This is a genomic window from Dickeya parazeae Ech586 (assembly GCF_000025065.1).
GTDB lineage: Bacteria > Pseudomonadota > Gammaproteobacteria > Enterobacterales > Enterobacteriaceae > Dickeya > Dickeya zeae.
Genome location: NC_013592.1, coordinates 3,642,061 through 3,654,069 on the forward strand (window position 1 = coordinate 3,642,061; position 12,009 = coordinate 3,654,069).

A 12,009-nucleotide genomic window follows, 5' to 3' on the forward strand; every position below is an offset into this window, starting at 1 on the left:
ACAGGGGCCGCGCATAGTTGTCATCGGGCAATGACCCGACATTCATACCCATAGCGCTTTTCCCCCTTGCCACCCTTCGCTTTCCTTTCCCCACACCACCAGGTTGTACGTTGTTCGCACATAACGAGATGAGGCTACCGTCAGCACGGCAGTTAGCCTGTGCAACGGTTTTTCCGGGTGGTGACACATTGATTGTTCGACATTGACACGTCTATTGAATTGACACGTTCTATCGAGAGGAAATGCCATGACTCACACCAAAAGCCACACAGCAAGCACGCCTGAAGCAGAACAGTCGCCACATTACGAAAGCAGCGGGCACAGCCTGCTGACTCTGGATAACGCCGGGCCAATCCAGATGGGATTTTGGGTGCCCAACCGGGTATGGGCCACCGCCAAATTCCTGATGCCACTGCGCGAGCATATCGCCAACAAGAAGCGAACCAATACCCTGGCACCCATGCAGCCGGTGCTTCAGAATTTTAAAAACTGGGTGACCAACCACAGTGTCTACCGCATGTGGCTCAATAGCATGATCGAACAATCCAACGCCTATGTGGCTTCGCTGCCCGAATCCACCCGCAAGGAGATCAGCGACGATGGCGACGCGACCTGGATAGACAGCTACGACAGCTTCTTTGAGATCCTCAACGAAATCATTACCACCTCGCCATCATTCAACACTACCGCACAAGTCGGGACACCGATGAATGCGTTTTTGGCCGTGGCGATGGGAACAGAAGCGGGCGTGGCACTGTTCCACGACGCGACGTTCAATCAGCAGTTCCGCAAGGTGCTGGATGCCTGGAACAGTTTCCTGAAAAGCAGCGCCTCACTCGATAAACTCGATATCGCACAACCGGAAAAACCCGGCTCCTGGATTTCCAAAGCTGCGTATCAGGCCGGTGTCTGGAACCAAATGCAGCACGACCCCAACCTGCAGGGTTACGGCTTCGCCAGTTGGAACGATTTCTTTATCCGCCAGTTCGTACCCGGTGCACGCCCATTTAAAGGCGATCCGAACACCCAGATAGACATCGGCTGTGAAACCACACCGTGGCGCTACGCCGACCAGTTGCAACTGGAGAGCCGGTTTTGGGTCAAAGACATCCCTTATTCGCTGCTCGATCTGTTCGGCGGTCAGCGGCAATGGGCCAAACTGTTCGAGGGCGGGCAACTCTATCAAGGGTTCCTTTCTGCGACGCACTATCATCGCTGGAACGCGCCGCTGGATGGTTTTCTGGTACGTTCCTGGGTTGAACCGGGGACTTACTTTGCCCAACGTCCCGGACAGGGCGAAAATCAGGGCACCTGGGAAGGCACCGAGTCACAACCGTACCTCGGCCATGTGGCCGCGCGCGCCGTGTTTATCTTCCGACACAAGACCTGCGGCTACGTGGCGCTCATCTGCATCGGCATGGTGGAAGTGTCCAGCTGCGTGATCGAACCCAGCACGTTTATCGTTGAAGAGAGTGCCGAGCCGGTCAGTATCACCCGCGGCGTCGAAATCGGTCACTTCGAGTTCGGCGGTTCGACTCACATGATGATCTTCCAAAAAGATCGGGTCGCGTTGGAAAAATGGGCCATCGATGCCGTCAGTCACCGCAACGATAAAAATCCTGTCCCGTTGGGCAGCGTGATCGCCACCGCGCTGCATAACAAAGGCTAATCAGCGCTCACACCGGGCTCCGGCTACGGTCGGGGCCGGTTTCTCCGTTGGGGCCTCCCGCCTCCTCGACGATGTCTTTTCTGTTAATCGACGGTTCTTTTTTCGTGATCGCTTTCAACCTTTACGCCGACTTGCCGAATTTTGTTATTCGCTTTGACCTGCCGTTGCCACAATAACCGCAAGTCAACACAGGAAGCACCGGGCCGCCGCCGTCAGAATAGGCGCGACATGAAAGAATGGAAGGGTTCTCTCAAGGATGAGATTTCCCCCTGGCGCAATACAGACAATCCGTCTGTCGCCTCATGCTGGGATAGTCGTCTCTGTGCATACCGAGCCGACCCCAGCCCGACCTGAACAAGACACCGAATTCGCATCCGTACTTTTAACCACAACATGGTTTTTTACCACAACCTGCCTGCTCACCTGATTGAAGACGGTGAGCAACGTGGTTTAAACAGGTGACATAACAAGAGGATAAGCCCTATGGAACACTCCGTGATCGAACCGACTGTACCGATGCCCATGCCAGCGATGTTTGACGCACCGAGCGGCATTTTCGACTCGCTTGACGACGCCGTTCAGGCCGCCGTGTACGCGCAACAACAGTTGAACAGCGTCGAGCTGCGTCAACAGGTGATTAAAGCCATTCGGGTCGCTGGCGAGCGTTATGCCCAGGTGCTGGCGGAAATGGCCGTGGCCGAAACCGGCATGGGCCGCGTGGTCGATAAGTACATCAAAAACGTGTCACAGGCGCGCCATACACCAGGGATCGAATGCCTGTCGGCGGAAGTACTGACCGGTGATAATGGGCTGACGCTGATTGAAAATGCCCCCTGGGGTGTGGTTGCGTCGGTCACCCCGTCAACCAACCCGGCCGCAACCGTTATCAATAACGCCATCAGTATGATAGCAGCCGGTAACAGCGTGGTGTTCGCCCCTCATCCGTCAGCGAAAAACGTATCGCTGCGTACCATCAGCCTGCTCAATAAGGCCATCGTCGCCACCGGCGGCCCGGAGAACCTGCTGGTCAGCGTTTCCGACCCCAACATCGAAACCGCGCAACGCCTGTTTCGCTACCCCGGTATCGGGCTGCTGGTTGTCACCGGCGGCGAAGCGGTGGTGGAAGCGGCGCGCAGACATACCGACAAACGGCTGATCGCCGCCGGAGCGGGTAACCCGCCAGTGGTGGTGGATGAAACGGCGGATATTCCGAAAGCAGCCCGCGCGATTGTTAAAGGCGCCTCATTCGACAACAACATTATCTGTGCCGATGAGAAGGTGCTGATCGTGGTGGACAGTGTGGCCGATGCCCTACTGGCAGAAATGCAACGCAATCATGCCGTGCTGCTCACGCCAGCACAAACCGAACAGCTGCTGCCAGCACTGCTGAGCGACATCGACGAGCAGGGTAAAGGTCGCGTCAACCGCGACTATGTCGGCCGTGATGCCACGAAACTGGCTGAAGCCATCGGGCTTGAGGTCAACGAATATACCCGCTTACTGCTGGCTGAAACCGACGCCAGCCACCCGTTTGCCGTCACCGAGCTGATGATGCCGGTACTACCCGTGGTGCGGGTGAAAAGCGTGGATGACGCTATTGCGCTGGCACTCAAACTGGAAAATGGCTGCCGCCACACCGCCGCGATGCACTCCACCAATATCAGGAACTTAAATCGCATGGCTAACGCCATCAACACCAGTATTTTCGTCAAAAATGGCCCTTGTATCGCCGGGTTGGGGCTGGGTGGCGAAGGTTGGACATCGATGACCATTTCGACGCCGACCGGTGAAGGTGTCACCTCTGCTCGCACCTTTGTGCGCCTGCGACGCTGTGTGCTGGTGGATATGTTCCGTATTGCCTGACGATGGCGAATTATCCAAACAGGTTTGCCGCGCGGTTGCCGTTGGTTCATGACCAGCGGCAATCACAACGCAACAGCCGCTTAAGGAGATAAACAGGGGTCAGGCGATGAGGGCATAAGCCGTACCGAGGTGGGAGACGCCGGAAATTAGGTCGTACCAGAGAACAGGGAAAGTGTGCTTTAGCGCCTGTTCCTCCCCGGCTGAATACCGTATAACGGGGAATGCTTTGGTCTGTCTATACTTCATCCATCGATATGGTGTGACCATGATACGGTGTGACCATCACGCTCTGGCAGACCCCGCCCGACATTGTCAAGGAGGTGAGCTGACGATGAAACACAATCCAGTTAACCTGCATCATCTGGATACAGCGCACCGGCTTCCAGCTACAACGCTGATGCCGCCGGATGACAGTGTGCACCAGCGCCAGACACAGGATGTTTACGCCCAATCCCGCACCATTACAGACTGGCAGCAGATTTACGATCAGGTATCACCGGGACATTTCAAAGGGGAATTACGCGAAATCCTGCTCGACGGCATCCAGATTTGCCACGAATACACCAATCTGGCCTTGCGCCAGTCCTGCATGATATGGCCCGACGCTTTCTGGTTTGGTATTCCGGCCCGCCATGCCGGGACCGGCTTTATCGGCTCCCACCCCATCAGCGACAACGCCATCGCGGTCAGCCCAGGGGGGAAGGAGTTCGAACTGAATACGCCAGATGACTACGCCATTCTGGGGGTCGCTATCTCACGTGACGAGCTGTTGCAGTACACCGATGTGCTGGAAGAGCCGGAACAGCTGACGCGGTTGCTGGCACAAAGCACGACGTTGCTGGTAGAACCCCACAGGCGAGAAATCCTCTGGTCGTTTGTACGTGAAGCGCTGTGGTATGGCTGCAACGAACCGCAACGTTTGCAGCACAGCAACGCGGCCAAGGTACTGAAACACAACTTGCTGACCACCGTGATTTCGTTTCTGGAAAGCGCCCAGCCCGCCGATGTCAGCCCATCCCATACCAACAAACGTATCGGTTATCGCAGCCTGATCGGTCGCGCCAGAGAATATGTGCTCAGCCAGCAGTCGGAACCGGTCACGGTACTTGACCTGTGCCGTCGCCTGCATGTCAGCCGCCGCACGCTGCAAAATGCCTTTTGTGATGTCATGGGATGCGGTCCCAACGCCTGGCTAAAGATGATCCGCCTCAACGCAGTACGCCGCGAATTAGTCAGCCCCTACTCCCATCATCACACCGTACAGGATGCCGCCATGCAATGGGGTTTCTGGCATCTGAGCCAGTTCGCCACGGATTACCAGCGGCTGTTCAATGAAAAGCCATCGGTGACGCTCAAAGCGCGATTAGCAGGATAAAAAGGGAAGTGGGCGTACAGTGGTTATGAATATCAATCTGAGTAGGATGGGCCGACACGCGTCGGCCCAGTGTTTCATTTAATCAATCTTTCCATTTCTCAATGATGACTTTCACCGTGCCCGAATTGTCAGAGCGTTGCCAGTCCTGAAGATACAGATCGAAACCACCAGTTTGAGGAAACGCGTGAATGATCGCGGCGGCATGCATACCATCATCATTCAGACCGTAGTAGCTGACAGCAGCCGTCTTATCAGCAGTACTCGTGCGATCATACACCATCAGTGCCGCAGATTTTGAACGGGTATTACCGCCCTGCCCTGTTGCATAGTCAACACCATCGGAAGTCGGATCAATGCGAAAACGGTAAACGCCCGATGCAATCGTTGTTTCATTGTAAGCGCTTCCCCCGGGGACAGTATTGTTATATCCATCCAGTGTCACCGTTTTATACGGCTGCCAGCCCGCCATCGCTGAGTAAGAGGCTAATAGCGAGGCCGTAGCCACTAAAATTTTTGTCACGTTCTTCACGATTCAACATCCTTATGAATAAGATTAAACAGCCGTCAGATAATTATATAAATACCATTTAAAATCAAATCACTGGATATAACGATTCGTTTTAACCAGACATTATTGATAAGCAATGCTGGTGATTAGCGATTAGCGCCAGAGTCGCAAGCAAGAGATATCGTCCCTGATGGCAACGAGCGCTTTTTATTGCATATCACTACGCTGGCAGGGAGAGACGTAAGCAGCAGTAAGCTGAATCAAGGAAGGCAGGTATTGCCGGATGTTCACCCGGCAAGCCTGGATCACGCATTCAGGGCATCAAACGCGCGGCGGATATCGTCTTCTGGCAGACGAATACCGATAAACACCATGACGCTCTCGCGTGGTTCATCGTCGTTCCATGGGCGATCCCAGTCGGCACTGTAGAGCCGTTGTACCCCCTGAAATAACAGCCGACGATCATCACCCTCGATTGCCAGTACCCCTTTGTAGCGCAGCAGGTTATCGGCACAGTCTACCAACAGTTGCTCCATAACTGCCGATACCGCGGCCATGTCTACCGGCCTTGACAGTTGCACCACCAGCGAGGTGATGGCGTTATCCTGTTCAATCAACGGTCGAAAACGCGGTAACGACACCTGTAGCCGATCGTCTAGCATGAAACCATCGACGCCGAAGATCTGACGGTGATCAATCTGACCATTCACCACCCGATACAGGCTGGCTCGGGCATTGATACGCGCCAGTCTCTCTTCGAGTGCCTGCGTCTCGCCTGCCAGATCGGTTTTGGTCAGCAGAATGCGGTCGGCATAACCGACCTGCGCCTGCGCCACGGTATGTCGGCTCAGTTGCTCATCGGCATGTACCGCGTCGACCAGCGCAATCACACCATCCAGCAGGAAGCGTTGGCTCAGGCGCTCGTCAGAAAAAAATGTCTGAATCACCGGCCCCGGATCGGCCATGCCGGTGCACTCGATCACCAGCCGGTCAAACGCCAGTTCGCCGCGATCGATACCGTCCAGCAAGTCATGCAGCGCATTCGACAATTCATTGGCGCTGCTACAGCAGATACAACCGTTGCTCAGTGTGGTGATACGGGTCGCGCGATCGCCCAGTAACGAGTCATCAATCGCCACCGCGCCAAATTCATTTTCAATGACGGCAATTTTCTCGCCGTGATCGGCATACAGCAGATGGCGCAGTAACGTGGTTTTACCCGCCCCCAGAAAACCGGTGAGGATCGTCGCGGGTAATACGTCTACGGGTAATTCCTCTGCAGGTAATGAACGAGTCATACTCGAAAAAACTCCTTGTCACGCTGACAACTCAACAGCACCGAAAACCCCCTTTACCACTCCCGCCATAACGTGCCTGCTGGCGTTCGCGGAAAAACTCCTCGTAGCTCATCACGTCCTGATCTGGGTGGTTGGTCTGCATGTGCTGCACGTAGTTATCATAATCCGGGATGCCGACCAGCATTCTGGCGGCCTGACCCAGATATTTTCCTGCTTTCCCAAGGTTTCCGAACATATCGCCCTCTCTTGATATCAGCGCCGATGGCGCATGAGCCGACAGATATGAACGCCGACAGGCCCATTCAGGCACCTGTCGGCGGTATCGTCCTCACCGTCGGTTAATGATGGGAGGAGATCTTCACGCCGCCTTCTGGTACCGGCACATACGGGGTTTCACGGTCAGAGCGTTCTGACTGGTTACGTTCCCGCAAAGCTGTACGAATACCATAGAAGATTATGCTATACACCACCACCAGGAACAAAACGCTCAGTACCGCATTGGTGTAATTGTTCACCACGATGTGATGCATGTTGGCAATCTGCTGCGCACTCAAATCCGTGCCTTCAGCAATGCGCTGTTTGTAAACACGCGCCAGATACAGGAAACCTTCCATCTGCGGATTATTACTAAACAGCTTCAGCCCCAGCGCCCAGGTGGTACAAATCAGCAACCAGACTGCCGGTAACATCGTGACCCAAATATAACGGGTGCGTTTCATCTTGATCAGCACTACCGTACCCAGCACCAGCGCGACCGCCGCCAGCATCTGGTTGGAGATACCGAACAGTGGCCACAAGCTCTTGACGCCGCCCAGCGGATCCACCACGCCCTGATACAACAGGTAGCCCCACAAGCCAACGCAACCTGCGGTGCCGACCATACCAGCAATCAACGAATCGGTTTTCTTCAGGAACGGGACGAAGTTACCCAGCAGGTCCTGCAGCATAAAGCGACCAGAACGCGTGCCCGCATCCAGCGCAGTCAGAATAAACAGCGCTTCAAACAGAATACCGAAGTGGTACCAGAAGCCCATGTTGGCGCTTGGGATAATCTGATGGAACACATGAGCAATACCCACCGCCAGCGTCGGTGCGCCACCTGCGCGGTTCAGTACTGACGGTTCGCCGATATCTTTCGCGGTTTGCAGGATCTGCTCCGGTGAAATCACAAAGCCCCAGGAACTGACCGTTGCCGCCGCCTGTGCGGTAACACCCTGCAACTGCGCCATGATCGCCGGTGCATTGGCACCGCCAAGCTCATGCAGGTTCGGCATGGTGACGCCCAGACCGACCGGCGGGGTGTTCATGGCGAAATACAAACCCGGTTCGATAATCGATGCCGCAACCAGTGCCATGATGGCGACAAACGATTCCATCAACATAGCACCGTAACCGATAAAGCGGGCATCGGTTTCGTTCGCCAGCAGCTTCGGAGTGGTGCCGGAAGCAATCAGCGCATGGAAGCCGGATACAGCGCCACAGGCGATGGTAATAAACAGGAACGGGAACAACGCGCCTTTCCACACTGGGCCAGTACCGTCGATAAACTGCGTCATGGACGGCATTTTCAGCTCAGGGTTGATGATGACGATACCGATCGCCAGACCGACGATCACCCCGATTTTCAGGAACGTCGCCAGATAGTCGCGCGGAGCCAGAATCAGCCACACCGGCAACAGCGCCGAGATAAACGCATAACCGATTAACGCAAAGGTGATGGTGGTATCTTTGAACGTCAACGCCGGGCCCCAGTACGGGTCATGAGCGATAACACCGCCAAACCAGATAGCCAGCAGCAACAGTACGATACCGATGACCGACACCTCCCCCACCCGACCGGGGCGCAGGAAGCGCATATAGATGCCCATGAACAGCGCGATCGGCACGGTAGAGCACACGGTGAATACGCCCCACGGGCTTTCCGCCAGTGCTTTCACCACGATCAACGCCAGTACCGCCAGGATGATGATCATAATCAGGAAGCAGCCGAACAGCGCGATGGTGCCGGGTACCGGCCCCATTTCTTCTTTGATCATTTCACCCAGCGACACCCCATTGCGGCGGGTCGACATGAACAGCACCATAAAGTCCTGTACCGCGCCCGCCAGCACAACACCGGCCAGCAGCCACAGGGTGCCGGGCAGATAGCCCATTTGGGCGGCCAGTACCGGCCCTACCAGCGGGCCCGCGCCTGCGATAGCGGCAAAATGGTGGCCGAACAGCACATTGCGGTTGGTCGGCACGTAATTGAGCCCGTCGTTGTTTACCACTGCGGGTGTCGCGCGGTTGGCGTCAAGCTGCATCACCTGGCGGGCGATGTACAAGCTGTAGTAACGGTAAGCGACCAGATAGACCGCCACCGACGCTACCACGATCCACATGGCGCTGACATGTTCGCCGCGGCGCAGTGCAACCACGCCAAGGCAGCAAGCCCCGATGAACCCCAGTAACGCCCAGGGAAGATGCCTGAGAAGTTTATCTTTCATAGCGTTTACTCTTCTTATTGGTGTAATTACTTATGATGTAGTCACGTATGGTGACTGTAGTCAGGCTATTCGTCAGGTGATAGTTGAATTTGGGTCAGCGGTCGGATAAGCGGATGACCGGTCGCATACCGGAATAAGCGGTGACAGATTTTTACTTAAATTGACGAAAACGTGCCCTGCGGCCAACGTTTCAGCCGCAGTAATGATGCCGTTGCCGTGTCATGACCAACGCAAGGGACAGGATGAAAGGAATAGGAAATGCGCCGCCCGCACACACGCGGGTCGGCATTAGCCCTTAAGGCCAAGCAGTTGCTTGAGGGTTTTCAGGTAGCGGCGGCTGACCGGCAACGCCTGACCGCTTTTCAGCAGGATCTCCGCGTGCCCGCTCTCTTCCAGCCGGATTTCGCGCAGATGCGCCATATTGACCAGATACTGACGATGACAGCGTACCAACGGGGTACGGCTTTCCAGCGTTTTCAGGGTCAATTCGGTAAAGCACTCTTCCCCTTGCGGCCCCGTGACATACACACCGCTCTGACGCGAACTGGCAAACTGCACGTCGGCGCTTTTCATCAGGTAGATACGGCTGTGTCCGGTACAGGGAATGTAGTCCAGGCCCGACTGATGGTCGGACAGTTTGTCGATATTCTGCGCCGGGCGTTCCCGGTGCAGATTGCGCAAAGTCTTCGCCAGCCGCTGCGGGTCTATCGGCTTGAGCAGGTAATCAAACGCCTGCTCTTCAAACGCTTTAATCGCATACTCATCGTAAGCGGTAATGAACACGATATAGGGCATGTTGTCTGGATCGATCATGCCGATCATTTCCAGCCCGCTAATGCGCGGCATCTGAATATCCAGAAACACTACGTCGGGGCGTAAGCGGTGAATCGCGCTAATCGCTTCCACCGCGTTCGCACACTCACCGACCAGCTCAAGGCCGTCATCCTGTTCCAGCAAGCAGCGCAGGTTATCCCGCGCCAGCGGTTCATCATCAACAATCAGCACGCTTAGCATGACTGGCTTTCCTCACAGGGCAGCGTCAGATGGATATGGGTGTAACGGTCCGGCTCACATTCCACGCTCAGGCCATAATCATTGCCGTAGCGACTGCGGATACGCTTATCCACCAGATTCATGCCAAGCCCGGTGCAGTTAGTTCGCGGCTGGTACAAACCGGCATTATCCTCAATACTCAGCAACAGTCGCTCCCCCTGCCGACTGGCACTGATGGTGACAATTCCGGTTCCCAGCAGATGCGCCGTACCGTGTTTAATCGCGTTTTCCACCAGCGGTTGCAACGAAAACGCGGGTAACCGCATCGACATCAACGCCGATGGCAGGTCAAAACGGATCTGCAAACGCTCCTGAAAGCGCGCTTTTTCAATTTGCAGATAGGCATTCACATGCTCTATCTCGTCGGCCAGTGTAACAACTTCCTCTGAGCGTTTGAGATTTTTGCGAAAAAACGTCGACAACGACTGCACCAGTTGGCCAGCCTGTTCGCTATCACGGCGGATCACCGCCAGTAAGGTGTTGAGGGCGTTAAACAGAAAATGCGGGTTAACCTGCGCATGCAGCAGTTTGATTTCCGATTGTGTCAGCAACTGCTTGCTGCGCTCATACTGTCCCGCCAGGATCTGAGCCGCCAGCAGGCTGGCGATCCCCTCGCCAAACGTGCGATTGATGGAACTGAACAGGCGGTTTTTAGCTTCATACAATTTGATGGTGCCGATCACCTGCTGATTTTCACCACACAACGGGATCACCAGCGTCGATCCCAGCCGACAGGTGGATTGCAGCGAGCATTGGTACGGCGTCTCGTTGCCGTCGGCGTAGACCACCTCGTTATGCTCGATAGCGCGCCGGGTATGACCCGAGGCAATAGGCGTCCCCGGAAGATGGTGGTCATCGCCGATGCCGATAAAAGCCAGTAGCTTCTCACGGTCGGTGATCGCCACCGCACCAATATCCATCTCCTGATAGATGACCTGCGCCACCCGCATACTGTTTTCTTCATTAAACCCCTGATGCAGGATACCTTCGGTGCAGGCGGCGATTTTTAACGCCCGGGCGGAAAACGCCGAGGTATATCTTTCAAACATGGCGCGCCGGTCCAGCAGAATACGCATGAACATCGCCGCGCCAATACTGTTGGTGACGATCATCGGTGCCGCAATGTCTTTCACCAGTTTCAACGCATCATCAAACGGCCGCGCCAGCAACAGAATAATCGCCATTTGCAGCAGTTCAGCGATAAACGTCACCCCTGCTACGGTAAACGGGTTAAACAACCGGTCAACCCGGCCACGGCGCATCAGCAACCGGTGCGCCATGCCCCCCAACAGCCCCTCGACAATGGTCGACACCATACAACTGAATGCCGTCATCCCACCCAGCGAATAGCGGTGCAACCCGCCGGTCATCCCCACCAGAATGCCAACACCGGGGCCGCCCAGCAGCCCGCCGAGCACCGCGCCAATCGCGCGCGTATTGGCAATCGAATCCTGCACATGTAGCCCGAAATAGGTGCCCATAATGCAGAACATGGAAAACATGGCATAACACAGCAGCTTATGCGGTAAACGGACCGTGACCTGCATCAACGGGATAAACAGCGGCGTTTTACTGAGCAGATACGCGATTACCAGATAGACGCACATCTGCTGGAGCAACAGTAAAACCAGTTTGAACTCATACATGATAGAAACTCAGACGGGCAAAAAACCGGGAATCGGACGATCCCCCGAGGAGCATACCCTAACACAAACTCGCGGCGTTACCTTGACGCGTTTCACTGATTTGCATACTGG

10 protein-coding genes are annotated in these 12,009 nt (G+C 55.4%); 3 read left to right on the forward strand and 7 right to left on the reverse strand.

Features of this window, described 5'->3' with window-relative positions:
- Nucleotides 1-42: 42 nt before the first annotated feature.
- Entirely contained in the window at nucleotides 43-165 is a 123-nt protein-coding gene (locus DD586_RS22380; RefSeq protein ID WP_267195265.1) for a hypothetical protein, read from the reverse strand.
- 82 nt (nucleotides 166-247) lie between these two features.
- Here DD586_RS22380 and DD586_RS15890 point away from each other — a divergent pair, with 82 nt between their 5' ends.
- The 3 genes from DD586_RS15890 to eutR all read left to right on the forward strand — a co-directional run bounded on the left by DD586_RS15890 (nucleotide 248) and on the right by eutR (nucleotide 4,907).
- On the forward strand, nucleotides 248-1,669 hold the full coding sequence (locus tag DD586_RS15890; RefSeq protein ID WP_012885840.1) for a phosphatidylserine decarboxylase family protein: 1,422 nt from the start codon (nucleotides 248-250) through the stop codon (nucleotides 1,667-1,669).
- Between the two features lie 516 nt (nucleotides 1,670-2,185).
- Nucleotides 2,186-3,532 carry an aldehyde dehydrogenase family protein gene (locus tag DD586_RS15895; protein WP_049779824.1) on the forward strand — a complete coding sequence of 449 codons (1,347 nt, stop codon included), beginning with the start codon at nucleotides 2,186-2,188 and terminating at the stop codon, nucleotides 3,530-3,532.
- Nucleotides 3,533-3,863: 331 nt separating this feature from the next.
- On the forward strand, nucleotides 3,864-4,907 hold the full coding sequence (gene eutR / locus DD586_RS15900) for an HTH-type transcriptional regulator EutR (protein WP_012885842.1): 1,044 nt from the start codon (nucleotides 3,864-3,866) through the stop codon (nucleotides 4,905-4,907).
- An 82-nt stretch (nucleotides 4,908-4,989) separates the two neighbouring features.
- Here the strand turns inward: eutR and DD586_RS15905 are convergent, their stop codons facing one another.
- The 6 genes from DD586_RS15905 to DD586_RS15930 all read right to left on the reverse strand — a co-directional run bounded on the left by DD586_RS15905 (nucleotide 4,990) and on the right by DD586_RS15930 (nucleotide 11,898).
- On the reverse strand, nucleotides 4,990-5,436 hold the full coding sequence (locus DD586_RS15905) for a hypothetical protein (protein ID WP_012885843.1): 447 nt from the start codon (nucleotides 5,434-5,436) through the stop codon (nucleotides 4,990-4,992).
- 284 nt (nucleotides 5,437-5,720) lie between these two features.
- Nucleotides 5,721-6,713, reverse strand: a complete 993-nt coding sequence (gene yjiA, locus DD586_RS15910) for a GTPase (protein ID WP_012885844.1) — start codon at nucleotides 6,711-6,713, stop codon at nucleotides 5,721-5,723.
- A 31-nt stretch (nucleotides 6,714-6,744) separates the two neighbouring features.
- Entirely contained in the window at nucleotides 6,745-6,948 is a 204-nt protein-coding gene (locus DD586_RS15915) for a YbdD/YjiX family protein (protein WP_012768713.1), read from the reverse strand.
- 103 nt (nucleotides 6,949-7,051) lie between these two features.
- Nucleotides 7,052-9,199: a carbon starvation CstA family protein gene (locus tag DD586_RS15920; protein WP_012885845.1), complete on the reverse strand. Its 2,148-nt coding sequence runs from the start codon at nucleotides 9,197-9,199 to the stop codon at nucleotides 7,052-7,054.
- 288 nt (nucleotides 9,200-9,487) lie between these two features.
- Entirely contained in the window at nucleotides 9,488-10,213 is a 726-nt protein-coding gene (gene btsR / locus DD586_RS15925) for a two-component system response regulator BtsR (protein WP_012885846.1), read from the reverse strand.
- Nucleotides 10,207-11,898, reverse strand: a complete 1,692-nt coding sequence (locus tag DD586_RS15930; RefSeq protein WP_012885847.1) for a sensor histidine kinase — start codon at nucleotides 11,896-11,898, stop codon at nucleotides 10,207-10,209. The genes btsR and DD586_RS15930 overlap by 7 nt, the downstream gene beginning before the upstream one ends.
- Between the last annotated feature and the right edge of the window lie 111 nt (nucleotides 11,899-12,009).

Bases quoted from the DNA above. Each gene is read 5' to 3' on its own strand.
- btsR (WP_012885846.1), bottom strand. From the start codon at position 10,213: ATGCTAAGCGTGCTGATTGTTGATGATGAACCGCTGGCGCGGGATAAC.
- DD586_RS15930 (WP_012885847.1), bottom strand. From the start codon at position 11,898: ATGTATGAGTTCAAACTGGTTTTACTGTTGCTCCAGCAGATGTGCGTC.
- DD586_RS15915 (WP_012768713.1), bottom strand. From the start codon at position 6,948: ATGTTCGGAAACCTTGGGAAAGCAGGAAAATATCTGGGTCAGGCCGCC.
- DD586_RS15890 (WP_012885840.1), top strand. From the start codon at position 248: ATGACTCACACCAAAAGCCACACAGCAAGCACGCCTGAAGCAGAACAG.
- eutR (WP_012885842.1), top strand. From the start codon at position 3,864: ATGAAACACAATCCAGTTAACCTGCATCATCTGGATACAGCGCACCGG.
- DD586_RS15895 (WP_049779824.1), top strand. From the start codon at position 2,186: ATGCCCATGCCAGCGATGTTTGACGCACCGAGCGGCATTTTCGACTCG.
- DD586_RS15920 (WP_012885845.1), bottom strand. From the start codon at position 9,199: ATGAAAGATAAACTTCTCAGGCATCTTCCCTGGGCGTTACTGGGGTTC.
- yjiA (WP_012885844.1), bottom strand. From the start codon at position 6,713: ATGACTCGTTCATTACCTGCAGAGGAATTACCCGTAGACGTATTACCC.